Below are 20,601 nucleotides of genomic sequence, written 5' to 3' on the forward strand. Positions count from 1 at the left end.
TTTCGCCATGGATCTGCGCCGCCTGGGTGGCCTGTCAGTGCTGCTGGGGCTGACACTGATGCCGTTGTCGTCGATGGCCGCCGGTAAATGCGAGCGCCTGGTGGTGACCGGCAGTCCGGATGCCCCGCCGTATCTGTGGCGCGACCCGCAGGACCCCAGCCACCTGATTGGCGCCAGCGCCGAGCTGCTGCAACACGTGGCGCAGGAACTGGGGATCAAGGTCGAGTTGTTGTATGCCGGCAAACGCTCTGCCGCCCTGGATGAAGTGCGCAGCGGGCGCATGGACATGCTGGTCGACGCGCCGCTGACGGTGAGTGAGCTGGAAGCGCTGGACTACATTCATCCGCCGCTGCTGGAGAACGATTTCCTGGTCTGGACCCGCAAGGGCTCGACGTTGAGCTACAGCCAGCCGTCGGACCTGCATGGGCATACCGGCGCATTGTCGGAAAGGGCGCGCCTGACGCCGCCCTTCGAGGCCTTCGCCAAGGAGCAATTGAGCCTGACCCGCATGCCGAATCTGACCCAGGCATTCCAGAAACTGTTGCTGGGGGAGGTGGAGTACGTACTGGCCGGACGCTACGCCGGCATGGCCCTGGCCCAGTCGCTGGGCATGGCCAACGATCTGCTGGCATTCCCACAGCCTGCCGACAAACCTGGCCTGTTCCTGGCCATCTCGCACAACTCCGCCTGCAACGACCCATGGTTGCGCGGACAGTTGGCGAAAAAGATGACAGAATTGCCCGCGTCCGGTCTGACGGAAGCCGTGCTGCAGCGCAATCTCAAGCGTTGGAAGGCACAGTTGCAGCAACCTGTCAGCACCCCCAAACAGTAGGGATTTCTAGTGAGTATTCGACCTCTTTTCGCTGCCCTGGCCGTCCTGGCTCTGGCGGGTTGCGCAGCCGATCCGGCGCCGAATGAACAAATGCGCCTGACCGAACAAACCCTGGCCCAGGCCAAGGCCGTGGGAGCCACGGCAGAGGATGTGCCGGAAATGAAACTGGCCGAGGACAAATTCGCCCGTGCCCAACGCAACATGCAGGAAGAGTCGTTCAAGCACGCGCGCATGCGTGCCGAGCAGGCGGAACTGGATGCGCGCCTGGCCGAGGCGCGGGTCCTGACCCTGAAAAGCCAGGAACAGCTGAACCTCGTCCAGACCCGCATCACTCGTCTGCGCAAGCAGTTGGGAGATGCCCAATGAATCGCCTGACTCGAGTATTGGGTGGCGTGCTGCTGATCGCCTGCACCGGCCTCTACGGCTGTGCCGGGCAACGCAGCGAAGCAGCGCTGGAACAGGCCGGCGAGGACTTCCAGAAGGTCAAGGAAGATTCCAATGTGCTGCGCATCGCACCCAAGGATGTGATCCGCGCCGGTGAGTCCCTGGCCCGGGCCGATCGCCTGTCCAGCTACTGGGGCAGCGGTTCGGATGTGGTGCACTACGCCTACCTCAGCCAGCGCTACAGCGAAATCGCCCGCGAGCACACCAACCAGGCGCTGAACCAGGAGCAGGCGGCCAAGCTCGAACTCGAACGCCAGCGCCTGCAACTGGCCCTGCGCGAGGCCAAGCTGCTGAGCGTGCAGCAACAGGGCAAGTGGCTGGAAGAGCAGATCATCAACCTGGCCACGACCCAGACCGATCGTGGGCTGGTAATGACCCTGGGCGATGTGTTGTTCGACACCGGCGAAGCGGAGCTGAAGAGCTCGGCCAACCGCACTGTGCTCAAGGTCGTGCAGTTTCTCCAGCTGAACCCCAAGCGTGTGGTGCGGATCGAGGGCTACACGGACAACACCGGCGATAAGCAGAGCAATCTGAAACTGTCCCGCGACCGGGCCCAGGCCGTGGCCGATATCCTGGTCGACCTGGGCGTCGAGGAGAAACGGGTCCAGGTCGAAGGTTATGGCGATGAGTACCCGGTCGAGGCCAATGCCTCGGAACGTGGGCGGGCGCAGAACCGTCGGGTGGAAATTGTCTTCTCCGACGAGAAAGGCCAGTTGGGCGCCGCGCGCTAAGCCGCGGCGGCTCAAGACAACCCGGTTTCCCCCGTGGAGCCGGGTTTTTTTGTGCCTGACGATTGGCACACAAAACAGTACAGTTTTTGCTGACACTGCCCTGTACGGTCGACTATTGTGGCAACTGTCCCAGTACACTTATGAACTGTTCCGGTATCGTCATCCACAAGAATAAAATGCCGGTGAAATCGAGTGCAGCGTCATGACCAATCTCTTGCTTTATCAACGTATCGCTCAGCAGCTGGCTGAAGATATCCGTCGTGGTGTGTACCAGCCCGGGGAACGCGTGCCCTCGGTACGCAAGATGAGTTCCCAGCTCAACGTCAGCCATGCCACGGTGCTCCAGGCCTACGCCAATCTCGAGGACCAGGGGCTGATCCGCGCCCGTCCGCAGTCGGGCTATTACGTGCACCAGACCCCGGCGCTGACCGCGCCGACCCCGGACATCGCCCGGGTCGAACGGCCGGGCCTGGTGACGCGCAGCAGCATCATTCATCAGGTGTTGGTGGAGTCGCGCCGTGAAGGCGTGTTTCCGCTGGGCGCCGCGGTGCCGAGCGTCGATTACTTGCCGGTGCGGGCGTTGCACCAGCAACTGGCCAAGGTCACCCGTTTCCACAGCCCGCGCGCCTTCAGCTACATGTTCAGCCCCGGCTTCGAGCCGTTGCGCCGACAGGTGGCGATTCGCATGCGCGACGCTGGCGTGGTGGTCGACCCCTCCGAAGTGGTGATCACCCATGGCTGCGTGGATGCTCTGCAGATGTCGTTGCGCGTGCTGACCCGCCCGGGCGACCTGATCGCCGCGGAGTCGCCGACTTACTACGGCCTGCTGCAACTGGCCGACCTGCTGGGGCTCAAGGTCATCGAGATTCCCAGCGACCCTTCCACCGGCATGAGCCTGGAAGCGCTGCAACTGGCGGCCAACCAGTGGTCGATCAAGGCCCTGGTGCTGACCACGCGCCTGAGCAATCCACTGGGCGGCACCATGCCGGAAGAGCGGCAGAAACAATTGCTGCGCCTGGCCTCGGATTTCGATATCCAGGTGGTCGAAGATGACATCTACGGCGAACTGATGTTCGAGGTCGGTCGTACCAAGGCGCTGAAAGCCTATGACCGGCTGGATCGGGTGATCTATTGCTCGAGCTTTTCCAAGACCCTGTCACCCGGCGTGCGCATCGGCTGGATGATTGCCGGCAAGTTCCAGCAGGAAATCCAGCGTTTGCAGACCTTCAGCACTCATTCGGCCTGCAGCGTCACCCAGATGGGCGTCGCGGCCTACCTGGAGAACGGCGGTTACGACCGGCATCTGCGTTTCATCCGCCAGGAGTACCGCAAGAACCTCAGTGCCTTTCAGCTGGCGGTGCAGCAGTACTTCCCGGAGGGCACGCAGATTACCCGTCCGAACGGCGGTTTCATTCTGTGGGTCAGCCTGCCGGGGCGGGTCAATACCCAGGAATTGCATGTCCGGGCATTGCAGCAGGGCATCAGTATCGCGCCGGGGCTGATCTTCAGTAATACCGAGCAGTTCAACCACTGCATTCGCCTCAACTGCGGTACCCCATGGAATCGCGAGGCCGAACGGGCACTGATGACCCTGGGCATGTTGGCCAGCCAGTTGTGCCAGGAGGCTGCGGGCGGTTTTTGAAGGATCGGTTACCGCGCTTGTTTTCGCGCGGTCAACAGGCGAGCATATGGCTCTTTGCCGCCGATCCTGTTGTCTCTCTATGAAAGCGATTTTTCCTGTTGCCTGGGTATTGGTCAGTGTATTGAGTGCTTTCGGCACGGCCAGCGTTCTGGCGGCTCCGGCCCAGGAAAAGGTCGCGGCAAGCGCCACCGCGAATAAATCGCAGAAAACCGCGGCAGCCAAGAAAGCCGCGCCGGTAAAGAAGGCGGCAGTGACCAGCAAGGCCAAGCCCAAGGCCAAGGCACAGAAAAGGCGCGCGCCGATCGCTTCCAAGTCCAAGCCTGCCAGTGAGATCGTGAAGACGCGTTTGCCTTCGGCCAATGTGGATCTGAGCCTGCCGCCGGAAATGGTCAAGCAATTGCAGCCGATCGGTTCGGTCAACCAGCCCAAGCGCACCCCGTTGCTGCCGCCGATGTTCGGCGAGAAACCCAAGGACGACAGTCCGTTCCAGCTCAACGGCCGCCTGCTGAGCAACGAAATGCAGTTGCAGCTGCGCAATGACGAACGGCGTGATGTGGAAGGCGCGGCGCTGGATTTCGAGTTCAAGCAGTAAACCCTCATCCTGACTGTGACCCGCAGCCCTGACGCTTTGTCGGAGACTGGTCAGTCACGCGAGCCTGAGCATAAAAACCAGTGGGCGGCCAATTTCAAACGGCTGTTTTAGCGGTTACTCTAGTCCGCGTCATTTCAATACTTTGCCCGTCGCGAGGAGCTTGTCGTCATGAACTGCCGTGAAGGCTGTGGCGCCTGTTGCATTGCCCCTTCCATCAGTACCCCGATTCCTGGAATGCCCAATGGCAAACCGGCCGGAGAACGTTGCATCCATCTTTCTGTCGAACTGCTGTGCGGTTTGTTCGGCCAACCCGAACGGCCCGCCGTCTGTGGTGCGTTCCAGGCCGATGTCGAAGTCTGCGGCGACAGCCGGGAAGAGGCTATCCGCTTGTTGGGCTGGTGGGAGCAAATGACGGCGGCGTGAAGTGTTTGAAATGAACGGAACTTCAACAATAAGGAATAAGACAATGGGTTCGCTGCATCGAATTGCTGTGCTCTGTGGGTTGACCGTTCTGCTCTCGGCAACCGCCCACGCCGAAGATTGGCAAACGGCCAAGGATGAAGACGGCATCAAGGTCTCCTTGAGTGAAGTGGCCGGCTCCAAATACAAGGCCTACCGGGGCGTGACCACCATGAAAACCAGCGTGGCCAAGCTGCGCGCTTTGCAGGACGACGTGACGGGCGCCTGTGCCTGGATCCACGAGTGCAAGTCGCAGAAACTGCTCAAGCACGAAGGTGAGCAGAGCTGGACCTACACCCAGTTCAACACCCCATGGCCGGTCACGCCGCGTGATTCGGTGCTGCACGTCACCACCAGCGAAGCGGCCGATGGCAGCCTGACCCGCAAGCTCGAAGGCGTACCGACCTACCTTCCCGAGGAGAAAGGTTTCGTGCGTGTCGCCCAGGTCGAAGGCTTCTGGAAGTTCGTGCCCAAGGGCGCGGACCAGGTCGAAGTGACCTATCAGGTGCACACCGAACCGGGCGGCAGCGTGCCGTCCTGGCTGGCCAACAAGTTTGTCGTGGATGCGCCGTTCAACACCCTCAAGGCATTGAAGGCGCGCGCCGAGAAACCGTAAGCGCCGATCGTTGCGAAAAGGCTGCCCCAGGGCAGCCTTTTTTAATGGCACCGCCGGGCCTTTGGTTTGAACGATCCTTGGTTCTTCAGGGTCGACATCTTGTGAGTCCATCCATGGGCTTCATCAAGGAGGCACTGATGCAAAAGTGGCAAGTCACTTTCGTTGACGATCATGGTGTCCAGTCAGTCGAGCAGTTCGACTGTGAGCAGCAGCCCAGCATGGAGGAGGCGGCACAATTGATTCGCGCAAAGCTTCTGCCGGTTCCGGCCGAGCTTGACCTCAACGATCTGGAAGGGCGCACCGACGACCCTACGCTCAAGAGCCTGAAAGATCAGAACAGCATTCAAATCCTCAGCATTACGCCGATTTAATCTTTAATGCGCAAAGCTCCACCGAGCTTTAACCCAGACCTTGGCAGCGCCTGCGTCTTGGCGCTACTCTGCATTCGAGATCAGCGAATGAATCGCTAAGGTCTGGTCTTGTCAGCTACATGCTTGTTTCCTGGCGGCGATCTTCTCGCCGCAAGCCTGCACCGTGCGGTGACAGGCAAGGGAGTACGGAAAGTCTATCCATCGGTTTGAGGAGGACGTTTCATGAGCACAGCCTATCAAGAAGACATCAGCAGCAGCGTGCTGCGCCGCATGAAAGAAGGCGGTTTCGACTTTTCACGATTCCATCCCATCGAGTTCTACGCCATTTTCCCGGACGAGGAGCGGGCACGCAGGGCGGCAGGGCAGTTCCGCGGTGAATCCTTGAATGCCCAGGTCAGCGTGCGCGATGACGGCGCCTGGTACCTGGAGCTGAGCAAGGTGATGTACGCCACCTACGGCGGCATCGGCGATTTCGAGCAGGACTTTGAAGCGGTGGTCGCGCCCCTGGGCGGGATCATTGAAGGTTGGGGCGTGAAGCAGGAGGTTCGAGGGCGACTCGTTTAGTGCATATGAATAGCGTCAAGACTCAGCATCGGCTGACCTTCGGGTCGGCCGATTTCGTTTCTGCCCCCGGGATCCTACAAAAAAGCGGGTAAAAAAAGGCCACCCGCTGAGGGTGGCCAAAAGGGAAGACCGGTAGGAGAGGAAACCGGTCGGGGACATTCCGGGGCCGGCTGCCATTGGCGCCATGAAGGGTGGGGCGTCGACTGCGCACCGTGGTGGTACTGAAGTCATCTGCGCTGCTGCAGCGAATTTTGCGCAGTTTTGCCCAAGCGGTGAAATCAAGTCTGGCTATGCCGTCGATAGCCACTGCATTGCAATGGAGCGCTTGCCGGGGAGCACGCCCGACTGTAAGGAACGAGGCTTGCCTGCGATGGCATTCTGGACAGCACCTCCCCAAGCCAGCTTTATTGCCCAGGCTGCTTGCGTCCCGCCATATGCTTCAGATACCCCACCAGCAACTCCAGCTCGGCATCCGGCAATACGCTGCTTGCGAAGGCCGGCATCTTCGCCTGTGGCCAGCGGCGCAGGCTCTGTGGGTCACGGATATAACGCTTGAGGAAGTCCGCACCGAAATACTCGGTGGGGCTGTAGGGGATATTCAGGTCCGGGCCGAACTGCGAGTCGCCGGCGCCGTTGAGGCGATGGCAAGCCAGGCAGTTCTTCTGGAACAGGGCGAAGCCCTGGTTCACCGGGTCGCCGGCCGCCAGTTTGGGGTCCGGGCGCAGGACCGGGAAACGCTCGGCCACCGGCGCCAGGCGCTTGATACTCGCCACTTCGAACGGCCATTGCTCGGGGCTGATATGACCGGCCTGCGGGTTGGTCCACACCAGGTAAAAAGGCCCGGCGCTGTGCTTGCCTTCAGCCAGGGGCGGCCAGGGCTTGGCCGGGTCTTCGATGGCCAGCCAGGCCTGGGCGCCGTCCTGGTTGAGCAGGGGGGCGGCGGGCAACTCGGCGGCGAAACCGTCCAGGGCGACAGCCTGCAGATGGTCATCAGCCTTGATGTCGGTGAGCAGGGCCGAGATCGGCACCGCGCGGTAACTCATGTCGCGTTTGTACGACACGTCATCCTTGACGGTGACGGTCCGGGCCTGAGGGTGCTTGAGCAGTTCTTCGGTCTGCCAGGTGCGACTGCCGGCCCCCAGTTCCAGGGTCAGCTGCGCGGCATGCACGGGTGTGGTGAGCAGCAGGGCGCTGCACAGGAGGATAAGAGATTTCAATTGATCGCTGTTCCGTCGCAGGGGTGGAGAGCAGCGCGTACGGCCTGTCTCCAGTTTTCTGATAAGCGCGACGACACCCTGATTCAGCGTGGCCGCGGCGTCAGAAAGAGTGGCACACAAGCGCCTGCCTCGGTAGCGAACCGGAGCACAAAGATGCAATTGCGTGACGGGATGGCCACGCCTCTAGCCGATCACTTTGGTGAGATTCGGCAAAATCAGAAGCAAGGTGGTTGCGAACAGAATGAGCCCCGCTTGACGGACTTTCGAATGCTTGAACATGGCTGAATGCCTTTTGTTGTTATTCCTGAACATCAAATGCATGCCTGCCGCTTCACTCTGGTCAGGCGATGTGTCCCTTTTTTACGCGTGCACCGGCAAGACCCGGCTGCAACGATTCACTGCCTACAGTTCCTACCTTAGGGGCCTTGTAACCCTTGGCTTAGATCCATTTCATATCAGCTAATAGACGAATGCTTTAAAAAACGCATGAGGCTTATTGCCATCTTCTTGCCCGGCCTTTGTCTAGACAGTTCCGTTATGCGGCGGGCGGAATCCATTAGCTCACTACCGTTCGTCTGAGCGTGACCGTCAAGGTCAGTGAGCGCATCGGTCATTGAATCCGGGGCTCTCGGGGCCAAGAGTGGGAGCCCTGTCATCATTCATCTGCACAGCGGTTCGAGGACGTCATGACCCAGGCTTTGATATTCGATGCATTACGCACCCCCCGTGGCAAAGGCAAGGCCGACGGCGCCTTGCACAGCGTCAAGCCGGTGAACCTGCTGGCCGGGCTGCTCGATGCCCTGCAGCGGCGTAGCGAACTCGACACCAGCCAGGTCGACGACATCGTGCTCGGCTGCGTGACGCCGATCGGCGACCAGGGGGCCGACATCGCCAAGACCGCGGCGCTGGTCGCCGACTGGGACGTCAGCGTGGCCGGAGTGCAGATCAACCGCTTTTGCGCCTCGGGCCTCGAGGCGGTGAACCTGGGCGCGATGAAAGTGCGCTCCGGCTTCGAGGACCTGGTGGTGGTTGGCGGTGTCGAGTCGATGTCGCGGGTGCCCATGGGCAGCGACGGCGGTGCCTGGGTGCTCGACCCGCAAACCAATATGCACAGCCATTTCACCCCGCAAGGCATAGGCGCGGACCTGATCGCCACCCTGGAAGGTTTCAGCCGTGAGGATGTCGATACCTTTGCCCTGCAGTCCCAGCAGAAGGCCGCGCGGGCCAGGGCGGCGGGGGCTTTCAGCAAGTCCCTGGTGCCGGTGCAAGACCAGAACGGCATCGTCCTGCTGGATCATGATGAGTTCATACGCGCCGACTCCACCCTCGAAGGCCTGGGCAAGCTCAAGCCCAGCTTCGAGATGATCGGCCAGATGGGTTTCGACGCCACCGCCTTGCGGGTCTACAGCCATGTCGAGCGCATCCACCACGTGCACACCCCGGGCAACAGCTCAGGGATAGTCGACGGCGCGGCGCTGATGCTGATCGGTTCCGAAGCCAAGGGCCAGGCGCTGGGCCTCAAGCCGCGGGCGCGGATCGTCGCCACGGCGGTCACCGGCACCGATCCGACCATCATGCTCACCGGGCCGGCGCCAGCCACCCGCAAGGCGCTGGCCAAGGCCGGGCTGCGGGTCGAGGACATCGACCTGTTCGAGGTCAACGAGGCCTTCGCCTCGGTGGTACTGAAGTTCATCAAGGACATGGCCATCGACCCTGGCAAGGTCAACGTCAATGGCGGCTCCATCGCCATGGGCCACCCGCTGGGCGCCACCGGCTGCGCGATCCTCGGCACCTTGCTCGACGAGCTGGAAGCACGGCGCCAGCGTTACGGCCTGGCGACCCTCTGCGTTGGTGGCGGCATGGGTATCGCCACCATCATCGAACGCCTCTGAGCCCTGACTTCAAGGAAACACTTTCATGACCCAAGCCATCCGTTACGAAAAGGGCCAGGACCAGATCGTCGTTCTGACCATCGACATGCCGGGCCAGAGCGCCAACACCATGAACGCGGTGTACCGCGAGGCCATGGCCGCCTGCGTGGCCCGCCTGCAAGCCGAGCAGGAATCGATTGCCGGGGTGATCGTCACTTCGGCGAAAAAGACCTTCTTCGCCGGCGGCGACCTCAATGAATTGATCAAGGTCGGCAAGCCCGAAGCCCAGGCCTTCTATGACATGGTGCTGACTCTCAAGGGCCAGCTGCGGGCCCTGGAGACCCTGGGCAAGCCGGTGGTAGCGGCGATCAACGGCGCGGCCCTGGGCGGTGGCTGGGAGATCTGCCTGGCCTGCCATCACCGGGTGGCGCTGGACGATTCGTCGCTGCAGGTCGGCCTGCCGGAAGTGACCCTCGGCCTGCTGCCGGGCGGTGGCGGGGTGGTGCGCATGGTGCGTTTGCTGGGGCTGGAAAAAGCCCTGCCGTATCTGCTGGAAGGCAAGAAGGTCCGACCGCAGCAGGCGCTGAAAGCCGGCCTGATCGACCAACTGGCCAGCGACCGCGACGACCTGCTGGCCAAGGCCAGGGCGTGGATTGTCGCCAACCCGGCGGCCAAGCAGCGCTGGGACGTGGCCGGCTACCAGATCCCCGGGGGCACGCCGTCGCACCCGAAAGTCGCGCAGATGCTGGCCATCGCGCCGTCGATTCTGCGCAGCAAGACCCAGGGCTGCCTGCCGGCGCCGGAGAAAATTCTCTGTGCGGCAGTGGAGGGCGCCCAGGTCGATTTCGATACCGCGCAGTTGATCGAAGCCCGCTATTTCACCGAGCTGACCACCGGCCAGGTGGCGAAAAACATGATCGGCACCTTCTGGTTCCAGCTCAACGAGATCAATGCCGGTGGCTCCCGGCCCCAAGGCTTCGCGCCCTATGTGACCAGGAAGGTCGGGGTGCTCGGTGCCGGGATGATGGGCGCCGGGATTGCCTATGTCAGCGCTGTGGCCGGCATCGAGGTGGTGCTCAAGGACATCAGCCTGGCGGCGGCCGAGAAGGGCAAGGCCCATTCGGCGGCGTTGCTGGAGAAGAAGGTCGCCCGTGGCCAATTGAGCGCCGAGCAGCGTGACGCCACGCTGGCGCGGATCCGAACCACCGAGCAGGACGCCGACCTGGCCGGGTGCGACCTGATTATCGAGGCGGTGTTCGAGGATCGCGAGCTCAAGGCCAGGGTCTCGGCGGCGGCGCAGCAGGTGGTGGGGGCACAGGCGGTGATTGCGTCCAACACCTCGACCTTGCCGATCAGCGGCCTGGCCAGGGCCGTACCGGATCAAGGCAAGTTCATCGGCCTGCATTTCTTCAGCCCGGTGGAAAAAATGCCCCTGGTGGAAATCATCAAGGGCGAGCAGACCAGTGACGAAACCCTGGCGCGCGGTTTCGACTTCGTCCAGCAGATCAAGAAGACCCCGATCGTGGTCAACGACAGCCGCGGCTTTTTCACTTCGCGGGTGTTCGGCACTTTCACCAACGAAGGTATCGCCATGCTCGGTGAGGGTGTGGCCGCGCCGATGATCGAGACCGAGGCGCGCAAGGCGGGTATGCCGATCGGCCCGCTGGCGATCTGCGACGAGGTTTCCCTGAGCCTGCTGAGCCATATCCGCCAACAGACCGCCAAGGACCTGCAGGCCGAAGGCAAGCCGTTGCCGGAGCATCCGGCCTTCGCCGTGATCGACCTGCTGCTCAATGAATACAAGCGCCCAGGCAAGGCCGCGGGCGGCGGTTTCTACGACTACCCGGCCGGGGCGCAGAAACACTTGTGGCCGCAGCTGAAAACCCGCTTCGAGAAAGCCGATGGGCAGATTTCGCCGCAGGACGTGCGCGATCGGTTGTTGTTCGTGCAGGCCATCGAAACCGTGCGTTGTGTGGAGGAGGGCGTATTGCGCTCGACGGCCGATGCCAATATCGGCTCGATCTTCGGTATCGGCTTCGCGGCCTGGACTGGCGGGGCCTTGCAGTTCATCAACCAGTACGGCCTGAAGGACTTTATCGCCCGGGCCCAGTACCTGGCCGAGCAATATGGCGAGCGTTTCGCGCCGCCGGCGCTGCTGCTGGAGAAGGCCGCCAAGGGCCAGTTGTTCTGAGGCTGAAGGGACTGAAGTGATGCATCGCGGGGCTTGCCTTGATCGGGCGTTTCAAGGCAGGCTCTGGGGTGTTCATTATTCCCATCACGTGTCAGGTATTTTTTATGTCGCTACGCATCTGCATTCTGGAAACCGACATCCTGCGTCCAGAATTGGTCGATCAATATCAGGGTTACGGGCAGATGTTTCAGCGCCTGTTTTCACAGCAGCCCATCGCTGCCGAATTTACCGTCTACAACGTGATGCAGGGCCACTACCCGAGCGACGACCAAAGCTTCGACGCTTACCTGGTCACGGGGAGCAAGGCCGACTCCTTCGGTACCGACCCTTGGATTCAAACCCTCAAGACCTACCTGCTGGAGCGCTATCAGCGCGGCGACAAACTGCTGGGCATCTGCTTTGGCCATCAGTTGCTGGCGTTGCTGCTGGGCGGCAAGAGCGAACGCGCGACCCAGGGCTGGGGCGTGGGTACCCACAACTACAAGCTGGCGGCCAAGGCGCCGTGGATGAGCCCGGTGGTGGAAGAGTTGACGCTGTTGATCAGCCATCAGGACCAGGTGACTGCCTTGCCGGAAAACGCCACGGTGATCGCGTCCAGCGATTTCTGCCCGTTCGCCGCCTATCACATCAATGACCAGGTGCTGTGCTTCCAGGGCCACCCGGAGTTCATCCATGACTATTCGCGAGCCTTGCTGGACCTGCGCCAGCAGCACCTGGGCGAACAGGTCTATCAAAAGGGCATCGCCAGTCTGGACCGGGATCATCACGGCAGCACCGTTGCCGAGTGGATGATGCGTTTTGTGGCGCACAAGCCGCAGGCCGGATCGGTTTGAATCCATAGCCGCATCGCTGGCCGGCTCGCTTCTACAACGGCCTCAAGGCCCTTGCAGGAGCGTCCAGCCCGGTTCCGTTGTCAGAGCCACCCCGAGCGCTTGAAGCTCGCCCACAACCCCGTACAGCCCAGCACCAGAAACGCCAGCACACCGAAGTAGCCGTAGTGCATCTTCAGCTCGGGCATGTTGTCGAAGTTCATTCCGTAGATCCCCGCCACTGCGGTCGGGAACGCGAGGATCGCCGCCCAGGCGGCGAACTTGCGTTGCACCACGCTTTGTCGCGAAGCCTCCAGCAGGACGCCGATCTCGATGGTCTGGCTGGCGATGTCGCGCAAGGTCGCCAGGTCTTCCATCTGCCGGGTGACATGGATCTGCACGTCGCGAAAGTACGGGCGCATGTTCTTGTCGATAAAGGGGAAGCTGAGCTTCTGCAGCTCTTCGCTGATCTCCACCATGGGCGCTACATAACGGCGCAGGCGCAGCACATCGCGGCGCAGGCTGTGGAGGTGCTGGATATCCCCCTCGTTGAGCGAACTGCACAGCACGCTGTGCTCCAGTTCGTCGATCTCGGCATGGATCGCTTCGCTGACCGGCTGGTAGTTCTCGGTGACGAAATCCAGTAGCGCGTAGAGCACGAAGTCTTCGCCGTGCTCCAGCAGCAGCGGTCGTGCCTCGCAGCGCTGACGCACGAACCCATAGGATTTGGAGTGGCCATTGCGGGCAGTGATGATGTAGCCATTGCCGGCAAAGATATGGGTTTCGATGAACTCCAGCTTGCCGGCTTCGCGCACCGGGGAGTAGGTGACGATAAACAGCGCGTCGCCGAAGGTTTCGAGTTTCGGCCGGCTGTGTTTTTCCAGGGCGTCCTCGATGGCCAGTTCGTGCAGGTTGAACTGGCGTTGCAGATTGGCCAGTTCCTGGGCGTTGGGTTCTTCGAGGCCGATCCAGACGAAGTGCCCGGGTTTGGCAGCCCAGGCCGCCCCTTCGTCGAGGGTGATGTCAGTGACTTTTTTACCCGCGCTGTAGACTGCGGCGGCAACAACTCTACCCATGGTTCCTGTTCGCTTCTTCTTATCGAAATGAGGAGTGAGACTTCGTGCAGCTTAGCCCCATGACTGATCAGAGTCAGCCTGTTGGGCGGAGTTCGCCGGCAATAAAAAAGCCCGCTCGCGGCGGGCTGTTTTCAGGCGGTCTGTAGCTGGCGGTCCATCGACTCGATGCACTCGCGCATCTGTTCGCGACACTGTTCGATCAGCCTCGGCATGTCGTCCAGGCTCAGCCCGGCGGTGGGGATCGCCGGCAGCGAGCGGATCAGGATCCTGCCACTGCGCCAGCGGTTGAGACGCATGTGGCGGATGTAGCTGCTGGCGCACACCGGGACGATCGGCACGCCGGCGGCGATGGCCATCTGGAAGGCGCCTTTCTTGAACGGCAGCAGGTCCTCGCCGAGGTTGCGGGTGCCTTCCGGGAAGACCCAGATCGAGGTGTCCTTGTGTTGCAGGGTGTGGGTAGTGGTCAGCATCGAGCGGCGCGCCTTGTGCGCGTTGCCACGGTCAATCAACACATTGCCCGCCAGCCAGAACAACTGGCCGAACAGCGGCACCCATTTCAGGCTCTTTTTACCGATGCACACGGTGCGCCGGGGCACCACGTTGCCGAACACGAACAGGTCGTAGTTGGACTGGTGGTTGGCGATGATCACGCAGCTTTTGGGCTTGTCCATCAGCGGCCCGACTTCGGCCTTGACCCGCAGGCGCAGGATGCACATGGCCGGCAAGGCATACAGGCGCGCGCACAGGCGGCTGTTATCCGGGTTGAACGGGCGGCATAGCCCCAGCACTACGCCGAGAATCCCCGCTGCAACAAAATGCAGGCCCATCAATAACATACGAAACAGATACAGCATCTACAGGCCCACCGGGGACAAAAGGTGGCGCAGTGTACGGATGTGCACTGTTTTCGGCAATTACCTGTATAGAAGGAGAAGATGGCCGATGTTTAAGCGCATGTTTCCGACTCTTTGCTCAGCGGCGAACTAGAGCGTCGCACAGTCTTTCTCGCGGTGCGGGCATAAAGGTGCGGGCATAAAAAAGCCCGACGCGCAGGTCGGGCTGGTGGGCGGCGGGCCCAGGCTTCAGCCCAGGTGTTCCTGATCGAGGATGATCGCGTTGTCCAGGGCTTCCAGCAGCGTCTTGCGCACTTTCAGTTTGGTGTTCTTGTGGGCGGTCATGTTGATCTTCTTCAACTGGCGCGCGGCGGCCAGGGCGGCGTCTTGCAGCTCCTCGACGCTCACCACCTTATCGAGGAAACCGGCATCCACCGCGCCTTGCGGGTCGAACATCTCGCCATTGATCACCGAGCGGTGCAGTGCGGATTTGCGCAGGCGGTCACGGGCCAGCTCGATGCCGGCGTGGTGCATGGTCATGCCGATCTGCACTTCGTTCAGGCCAATGCTGAACGGGCCTTCGACGCCGATGCGGTAGTCCGCGGACAGCAGCAGGAACGCGCCCTTGGCCACGGCGTGCCCAGGGCAGGCGACGATGACGGGGAAGGGGTGCGACAGCAGGCGACGGGCCAGGGTCGAACCCGAGGTCACCAGGCTTACGGCTTCTTTAGGGCCGGCGGTCATCACTTTCAGGTCGTAGCCGCCCGACAGAATGCCGGGCTGCCCGGTGATGATCACCACCGCGCGATCGGTGACGGCCTGGTCCAGCGCGGCATTGAAGGCGGCAATCACGTCCGGGGAAATGGCATTGACCTTGCCATTGCTCAAGGTCAGGGTCGCGATACCGTCTTCGAGGTGGTAAGAAATCAACTCACTCATGACGCAATTCCTTGTATTGAAGTGGGGCAGACGTTACCCACGGTCACAGGTCAGGTAAAGCGCTGTGACTGACTGGTGAGTCAGCCCTTTCTGGCCTGACAAGCGTAGCCGGCCACCTGGGGCGCGGATCGGCCCTCCTATATAGCTGCCAGCCAGGCCAGAGATTGGCCGGTTTGCCATGGCGCTGATGCCAGCGCAGTACCACAATCCGAAGAAATGTCTTAAGCGCATGAAAATTCTCAAAAAAACCTTTGCCATCAGAAAAGCTTTCGACTACATTAGCGCGCCTCGACAGACTGAATCGGTTTGACGAGACACGGTTGGGTGTCCGAGTGGCTTAAGGAGCACGCCTGGAAAGTGTGTATACAGGAAACTGTATCGAGGGTTCGAATCCCTCCTCAACCGCCATATTCGATCTACGCAAAACCCCTGATTTCCTCGAGAAATCAGGGGTTTTGTGCTTTCTGGGGCTGCTTAATCGCCGCAGTGGGCGAGCGGCTTCTTTGCTGAACGCCGTTTCCCCGCGATGGTCAAAATCATTACGAGTTCGCAACAGCCAAAGTTGCTCCAGCAAGGTATCGATCACGCTGGATACTTGAGTGGTCTTTGGCTTTGTTACCCCTGCGAAACCTGGCGGTCAGGTCACCTTGAAGGTGAGGTTTTCCGCCGATATCAGGCGGGCATCAGCGTGGGGTTTTCTGTGCCCCGTACTGGCTACGAGGAGACGCGTAATGGTCATTCACTTCAAGGTCGCCGGGCATCTGGCCTGCGGCCACAAGGGTTCCAATCTCATATCCAGCACCGAGCCGGCGCGGGTCAAATGCCGCAGTTGCCGCAATACCGAGGTGTTCAAGGAAGCCCGTAAGAATCAGCGCAATGCGGCACGTCGGGCGGCGCGCAAAGCCAAGGCAGAGCACGCGGCAAGCGACTGGCGTGCAGCCTGGACCCAGCGGCTGACGGCCATGGCCGGGTTGCAGCGTCTGCCTCGGGGGTTTGGCGGGCAACCTTACGTTTAGCGTTTGTCGCAGGCGCTCCACGCTTTCAGGTCTAGAATGGTCATGCGCATCGAGTGGGGCGATGCTGGTTGTCTGCGGGCGAGGGGTGATATTGCCGGCGTCGGCAGGCTTTGCAGCTACTCAATCGAGAACACCATCATGTCCACGCACGAACAGGTCACCGAGCATAAATCCTTCTCCGAACCGGATGAGACCCGCGAGTTTTCCAATGGCAAGGCAGAGATCCTGAAGATCGGTCAGTGTGAAGTGGGACGCTTCACGTTCAAGCCGGGCTGGCGCTGGTCGAACGACATTAAACCGCTGGCGCAGACACCGAGTTGCCAGGCACCGCATTTTCAGTATCACGTGGCCGGCAGGCTGGCGATCCTGATGGATGATGGCACCGAAATCATCGCCGGGCCGGGTGATATCACCTCCCTGCCTAAGGGGCATGACGCCTGGGTGGTGGGGGATGAAACCGTGGTGGTGGTCGACTGGTTCGGGGCCAGCAACTACGCTCGTAAGGTCTAGGCGAAACACAGTCGCAAAGGAGCTGATGCACACCATCAGCTCCTTTTTCAACGACGATCCACACCCTTGGACGAAGAACTCCAGCTTGGGCCATTCGTCGGTCTTTTCTCTCGTGAACTACAAGTCTTTAAATGACCGTCTAGTCTGAAACGCCGTGACGGTCGATATTTTCTAGGCAGTCAGGTGCTTGCCGGTATCGACCGGTTGTTGGAGGGAGCAGGGAGATGAGCGATCCTTATATCGAGGACAACGGGGATGAGTTCCCAATCAACAACCTGGTGCGCTGCGGTCAGGCAGCGTTTGACAGCGAGCCACCGGCCAAGGCGTCGGTAGGCAAGACCAGGGCCAGTGCATTACCCAGGGTGACCCAGACAAAGTTTTTCCCGAAAGCGGCGCTTCCTAAGAGAAGGTAGCCTTCATACATACCGAACGACCCCGCTTCCGGGCGGGGTTTTTGTTACCTGAACAATGGGCCGCCGCGATTGATTTGAATGAAGTTGGACCTTTCGTCTTATCCGTTGCACAGGGTAGCGGGGTTTTCACAATTTATTCACAAACGACTGCGTAGGCTCGACTCATCCGTTAAAGCAAATCCTATTAGCCCGTCTCCCCAGCGGGCTTTTTTTTGCCTGGCTGAAAACTCTTTGCGCAAAAACGGTCCAACACTGTGACTAAAAGGATCACAGCGTTCTGCTGTCGCCGCTCAGCTTTAGTCAGACACCGCTATAGAATGACTCTCCAGCATCTTTTTCGAGGTTTACATCATGCGTTTAACACTGCCTGCTCTGGTTTTGGGGCTTCTGGCTGCTCAAGGTGCGATGGCCGCCGGTGATGGCACTGCTGCGGTCGGCGGCGGTTTGGGTGGCGCGCTGGGCAATGTGGTGGGACAACAGATTGGCGGCAGCACGGGCGCCGCGGTGGGTGCGGGTCTTGGCGGCGCTGCCGGCAGCGCGGTCGGTGCCCGTAAAGGCAGCCGTACCGAGGCGGCCATTGGTGGCGGGCTGGGTTCGGCCGGTGGCTCGGTGATCGGCAACAAGCTGGGCGGCAGCACTGGCTCGACCATCGGCGCAGGCCTGGGCGGCGCGGCCGGTGGCGCTTTGGGCAGCAGCATGGGTGACGATGGCCATCACTCCGGCGGCGGCAAAAAGCACAAGAATAAACACAAGCACAAGCACGATTGATTCTGCAGCAGTGTGTAAAAAAGCCCGGCCTTGTGCCGGGCTTTTTTATGGGAACGAATATCGCTCCAGCCCCTCGAATTCAATGATGGACACATTGTGTCGACGAGGTTTGCCATGACTCCGGAAACTGCTGGCAAGAAAGAAGACGACTCCTCGGGCGTGCCCCTGGTCAACGATCCGGGCAATGAAGACCCAGGCTCGCTGATGGATGACGCCCTGGTCCCACTGAGCGATGACGATGAGGCAGACGAGTCGGAGGAAAAGGGCCCGTGAAGTCTGCTTCCAGCACGCCGGCATGAGCGGTGTGAGGTGCCTATGAAGCATGATCCGAAACCAATCGACCGGGATGACACGCCCGAATATCCGCTGCCTTCCCCCACGGATGCGCTGAGTCCCGAGCAGATCCTCCCGGATGCCAACGCCGAGCAGGAGCTGTCTCGACCCGAGCCGCAGCGCAAGGCGGCCAGGGGCAAGCGGCGCACCGCTCCGGGAGGCGCGTCGTGAGCCGTGCAAAACTGCTGAGCCTGGTGCTGGTCGCCCTGGTGTCGATTTTCTGTTTCTCCAGCCTGGCAGAATCCGCTGACGGACGGGCCCCGGCCAATCCTTCGCTGCGGTCGTTCGAGGGCGGTTCCGGCAACGGTCTCATGCTGCGACCAGGAGCCCTGGGCGGGAATGGTGTAGGTGTCACGGACAGCCGTTCACGGGCCGACAAGTCGCGCGGCTCTTCCGGTCAGGGCAGCGGCATGGGCTCCACTGGCGTCAATGGTTCCATCATGGGCGGTGGCGGTGCCGGTGGTGGAACCGGCAGCGCGGGCGGTGGCACCGGGGGGCCAGGAGGCGGCGGCGGACGGGCAGGACGCTAGCGTGCTTTGTTCACTCATGATGTCGAGACCAGTGAGCCCGACCTGTCCGGGCTTTTGTCTGCCTGCGCGCTGGCCTGAGGTTGCTCCCTGTCATCCGCCGCGGCTATGCTGCTGAACCCTTTAATCGGGCAAAAAACTGGCCGTACCTGAGCCGCTCCCCGGGATGTTTTTTGTTAACGGATCAGATGCGATGAATGCACAGTTGAATGATGTGGGCCCGATCAAGGCCGTGATTTTCGATATGGACGGTTTGCTGCTGGACACCGAAGGCATCTACACCGAGGTGACCCAGCTGATCGCCGATCGTTATGGCCGCACCTTTGATTGGACGATCAAGCAGAACATCATTGGCCGTGGCGCCGCGGACCTGGCCCGCTACGTGGTGCAAGCCCTGGACCTGCCGATCACCCCCGAGGAGTTCCTGGTGATTCGCGAGCCACTGATGCGCGAACGCTTTCCCCGGGCGCTGGCGATGCCGGGCGCGCAGGAGCTGGTGCAGCACCTCAAGGCCAATAACGTGCCGATTGCCGTGGGCACCAGTTCTTCGCGCCAGTCTTTTGCCCAGAAAACCACCTTGCACGGCGACTGGTTCGCGCTGTTCGACACCATAGTCACCGCCGACGACCCGGAAGTGGGCGCGGCCAAGCCGGCGCCGGACATCTTCCTGACCGCCGCACGGCGCCTGGGCGTTGCCCCCGAGGATTGCCTGGTGTTCGAGGATTCGCCCTTTGGTGTCACCGCGGCGAAGGCGGCGGGGATGACCGCGATTGCTATTCCCGATCCGGCGATGGCGGACGCCAAGTACGCCCATGCCGATGCCATTCTGCGTTCGCTGAAGGGGTTCCAGCCGGCGGCCTGTGGTTTGCCTCAGTTGGCGTGGTCCTGAACCTGTAGCCGCTGCCGCAGGCTGCGATAAGCCCGCCAGGGCTTCAGCGGTCTCAAGTGCGGCGCCTTCTGTGGAGTCGATCGCAACCTGCGGCAGCGGCTACAAAAACGCCGGGCCACCTGATGAGGGTGGCCCGGCGTTTTTCATGGGCGCAGGAATCAGGCGCTGAAGCCGCCGTCGATCGTCAGACTGGCGCCGGTGATGTAACCCGCTTCCGGGCCTGCCAGGTAAGCCACGAAGCTGGCGATTTCTTCCGCGTGGCCATAGCGCCCGATGGCCATCAGCGGGATCAGGCTTTCGGCGAAATCGCCGTGGGCCGGGTTCATGTCGGTGTCGACCGGGCCGGGTTGCACATTGTTGATGGTGATGCCCCGTGGGCCGAGGTCGCGGGACAGGCCTTTGGTCAGGCCGACCAGGGCCGACTTGCTCATGGCATAGGTGCCGCCGCCGGCAAAGGGCATGCGTTCGGCGTTGGTGCTGCCGATGTTGATGATGCGCGAGCCTTCGCCCATATGCCGGGCCGCTTCCTGGGTGGCGACGAACACGCTGCGGATGTTGATGGCCAGGGTCCGGTCGAAGTCTTCCAGCTTGAAGTCTTCCAGCGGGCCGATAGCCAGGACGCCGGCATTGTTGACCAGGATGTCCAGGCGACCAAAGGTTTCGACCGTGCTCTCGACCGCCTGGCTGATGGCTGCGGCATCGGCGCTGTCGGCGAGGATCGCCAGGGCCTTGCCGCCAGCGGCGGTGATGCTGTCCTGCAAGGCTTCGGCCTTGGCGGTGGAGCTGACATAGGTGAAGGCGACAGCGGCGCCTTCGGCCGCCAGGCGTTGCACGATGGCCGCGCCAATGCCGCGGGAACCGCCTTGAACCAGGGCTACTTTGCCGCTGAGAGATTGAGTGGTCATGTCGTTCTCCAAAAAAGTCCAAGGCGGGCTGCCTTGTGGTTGGAGTCGAGTAT

At 61.5% G+C, this 20,601-nt stretch carries 25 protein-coding genes and 1 tRNA gene; 21 read left to right on the forward strand and 5 right to left on the reverse strand.

Annotation, left to right across the window (positions count from 1 at the left end):
• Positions 1-7 precede the first annotated feature (7 nt).
• The 9 genes from CXQ81_RS11500 (at position 8) to CXQ81_RS11540 (ending at position 6,251) form a co-directional block, all read left to right on the forward strand.
• Positions 8-832: an ABC transporter substrate-binding protein gene (locus tag CXQ81_RS11500; RefSeq protein ID WP_101337241.1), complete on the forward strand. Its 825-nt coding sequence runs from the start codon at positions 8-10 to the stop codon at positions 830-832.
• 9 nt (positions 833-841) lie between these two features.
• Positions 842-1,198 (forward strand): DUF4398 domain-containing protein, encoded by a 357-nt coding sequence (locus tag CXQ81_RS11505; RefSeq protein WP_009042881.1) that lies wholly within the window; start codon positions 842-844, stop codon positions 1,196-1,198.
• Positions 1,195-2,007, forward strand: coding sequence for an OmpA family protein (locus tag CXQ81_RS11510; protein ID WP_101337242.1), 813 nt, complete (start codon positions 1,195-1,197; stop codon positions 2,005-2,007). The genes CXQ81_RS11505 and CXQ81_RS11510 overlap by 4 nt, the downstream gene beginning before the upstream one ends.
• 202 nt (positions 2,008-2,209) lie before the next feature.
• Positions 2,210-3,649, forward strand: coding sequence for a PLP-dependent aminotransferase family protein (locus tag CXQ81_RS11515; RefSeq protein ID WP_007928140.1), 1,440 nt, complete (start codon positions 2,210-2,212; stop codon positions 3,647-3,649).
• A gap of 79 nt (positions 3,650-3,728) precedes the next feature.
• Positions 3,729-4,241: a translation initiation factor 2 gene (locus CXQ81_RS11520; protein ID WP_101337243.1), complete on the forward strand. Its 513-nt coding sequence runs from the start codon at positions 3,729-3,731 to the stop codon at positions 4,239-4,241.
• A gap of 168 nt (positions 4,242-4,409) precedes the next feature.
• Entirely contained in the window at positions 4,410-4,664 is a 255-nt protein-coding gene (locus CXQ81_RS11525; protein WP_009042884.1) for a YkgJ family cysteine cluster protein, read from the forward strand.
• A 43-nt stretch (positions 4,665-4,707) separates the two neighbouring features.
• On the forward strand, positions 4,708-5,316 hold the full coding sequence (locus CXQ81_RS11530; protein ID WP_007928143.1) for an START domain-containing protein: 609 nt from the start codon (positions 4,708-4,710) through the stop codon (positions 5,314-5,316).
• Between the two features lie 113 nt (positions 5,317-5,429).
• On the forward strand, positions 5,430-5,687 hold the full coding sequence (locus CXQ81_RS11535; RefSeq protein WP_007928144.1) for a hypothetical protein: 258 nt from the start codon (positions 5,430-5,432) through the stop codon (positions 5,685-5,687).
• Positions 5,688-5,909: 222 nt separating this feature from the next.
• A complete protein-coding gene (locus CXQ81_RS11540; RefSeq protein WP_009042886.1) occupies positions 5,910-6,251 on the forward strand; it encodes a ribonuclease E inhibitor RraB in 342 nt (113 codons plus the stop codon).
• Positions 6,252-6,655: 404 nt separating this feature from the next.
• On the opposite strand, the gene CXQ81_RS11545 is transcribed toward CXQ81_RS11540, so the two are convergent.
• Positions 6,656-7,468: a cytochrome c gene (locus tag CXQ81_RS11545; RefSeq protein ID WP_101337244.1), complete on the reverse strand. Its 813-nt coding sequence runs from the start codon at positions 7,466-7,468 to the stop codon at positions 6,656-6,658.
• A 686-nt stretch (positions 7,469-8,154) separates the two neighbouring features.
• Here CXQ81_RS11545 and CXQ81_RS11550 point away from each other — a divergent pair.
• From CXQ81_RS11550 to CXQ81_RS11560, 3 genes are all read left to right on the forward strand, one after another.
• Positions 8,155-9,360, forward strand: coding sequence for an acetyl-CoA C-acetyltransferase (locus tag CXQ81_RS11550; RefSeq protein ID WP_101337245.1), 1,206 nt, complete (start codon positions 8,155-8,157; stop codon positions 9,358-9,360).
• Between the two features lie 25 nt (positions 9,361-9,385).
• Complete coding sequence (locus tag CXQ81_RS11555) at positions 9,386-11,530, forward strand: 3-hydroxyacyl-CoA dehydrogenase NAD-binding domain-containing protein (RefSeq protein WP_101337246.1); 2,145 nt, start codon at positions 9,386-9,388, stop codon at positions 11,528-11,530.
• Between the two features lie 104 nt (positions 11,531-11,634).
• Positions 11,635-12,363, forward strand: coding sequence for an amidotransferase (locus CXQ81_RS11560; protein WP_101337247.1), 729 nt, complete (start codon positions 11,635-11,637; stop codon positions 12,361-12,363).
• 80 nt (positions 12,364-12,443) lie between these two features.
• Here CXQ81_RS11560 and CXQ81_RS11565 read toward each other — a convergent pair whose 3' ends face one another.
• From CXQ81_RS11565 to CXQ81_RS11575, 3 genes are all read right to left on the reverse strand, one after another.
• On the reverse strand, positions 12,444-13,415 hold the full coding sequence (locus CXQ81_RS11565) for a magnesium and cobalt transport protein CorA (protein ID WP_101337248.1): 972 nt from the start codon (positions 13,413-13,415) through the stop codon (positions 12,444-12,446).
• 131 nt (positions 13,416-13,546) lie between these two features.
• Positions 13,547-14,269 carry a 1-acyl-sn-glycerol-3-phosphate acyltransferase gene (locus tag CXQ81_RS11570; protein ID WP_007928160.1) on the reverse strand — a complete coding sequence of 241 codons (723 nt, stop codon included), beginning with the start codon at positions 14,267-14,269 and terminating at the stop codon, positions 13,547-13,549.
• A gap of 228 nt (positions 14,270-14,497) precedes the next feature.
• Positions 14,498-15,187 (reverse strand): crotonase/enoyl-CoA hydratase family protein, encoded by a 690-nt coding sequence (locus CXQ81_RS11575; RefSeq protein ID WP_101337249.1) that lies wholly within the window; start codon positions 15,185-15,187, stop codon positions 14,498-14,500.
• 318 nt (positions 15,188-15,505) lie between these two features.
• On the opposite strand from CXQ81_RS11575, the gene CXQ81_RS11580 reads away from it, so the two are divergent.
• The 9 genes from CXQ81_RS11580 (at position 15,506) to CXQ81_RS11615 (ending at position 19,643) form a co-directional block, all read left to right on the forward strand.
• Positions 15,506-15,595 (forward strand) — tRNA-Ser (locus tag CXQ81_RS11580).
• Positions 15,596-15,918: 323 nt separating this feature from the next.
• Complete coding sequence (locus CXQ81_RS11585; RefSeq protein ID WP_053260242.1) at positions 15,919-16,203, forward strand: hypothetical protein; 285 nt, start codon at positions 15,919-15,921, stop codon at positions 16,201-16,203.
• Positions 16,204-16,245: 42 nt separating this feature from the next.
• Positions 16,246-16,713 (forward strand): cupin domain-containing protein, encoded by a 468-nt coding sequence (locus CXQ81_RS11590; RefSeq protein WP_223815873.1) that lies wholly within the window; start codon positions 16,246-16,248, stop codon positions 16,711-16,713.
• Positions 16,714-16,937: 224 nt separating this feature from the next.
• A complete protein-coding gene (locus CXQ81_RS11595) occupies positions 16,938-17,126 on the forward strand; it encodes a hypothetical protein (protein WP_007922997.1) in 189 nt (62 codons plus the stop codon).
• Positions 17,127-17,477: 351 nt separating this feature from the next.
• The gene (locus CXQ81_RS11600; protein WP_075118753.1) at positions 17,478-17,894 is read left to right on the forward strand and encodes a hypothetical protein; all 417 of its coding nucleotides are present in this window, start codon (positions 17,478-17,480) and stop codon (positions 17,892-17,894) included.
• Between the two features lie 114 nt (positions 17,895-18,008).
• A complete protein-coding gene (locus CXQ81_RS31200) occupies positions 18,009-18,167 on the forward strand; it encodes a hypothetical protein (protein ID WP_007923000.1) in 159 nt (52 codons plus the stop codon).
• 42 nt (positions 18,168-18,209) lie between these two features.
• A complete protein-coding gene (locus tag CXQ81_RS11605; RefSeq protein WP_007923002.1) occupies positions 18,210-18,398 on the forward strand; it encodes a hypothetical protein in 189 nt (62 codons plus the stop codon).
• Complete coding sequence (locus tag CXQ81_RS11610) at positions 18,395-18,757, forward strand: hypothetical protein (RefSeq protein WP_101337250.1); 363 nt, start codon at positions 18,395-18,397, stop codon at positions 18,755-18,757. Before CXQ81_RS11605 ends, CXQ81_RS11610 begins: the two co-directional genes overlap by 4 nt.
• A gap of 190 nt (positions 18,758-18,947) precedes the next feature.
• Positions 18,948-19,643 carry an HAD-IA family hydrolase gene (locus tag CXQ81_RS11615; RefSeq protein ID WP_101337251.1) on the forward strand — a complete coding sequence of 232 codons (696 nt, stop codon included), beginning with the start codon at positions 18,948-18,950 and terminating at the stop codon, positions 19,641-19,643.
• 158 nt (positions 19,644-19,801) lie between these two features.
• Here the strand turns inward: CXQ81_RS11615 and CXQ81_RS11620 are convergent, their stop codons facing one another.
• A complete protein-coding gene (locus CXQ81_RS11620) occupies positions 19,802-20,548 on the reverse strand; it encodes a 3-oxoacyl-ACP reductase family protein (RefSeq protein WP_101337252.1) in 747 nt (248 codons plus the stop codon).
• Between the last annotated feature and the right edge of the window lie 53 nt (positions 20,549-20,601).

This window comes from Pseudomonas sp. 09C 129 (genome assembly GCF_002843625.1).
Taxonomy (GTDB): Bacteria; Pseudomonadota; Gammaproteobacteria; order Pseudomonadales; family Pseudomonadaceae; genus Aquipseudomonas; species Aquipseudomonas chlororaphis.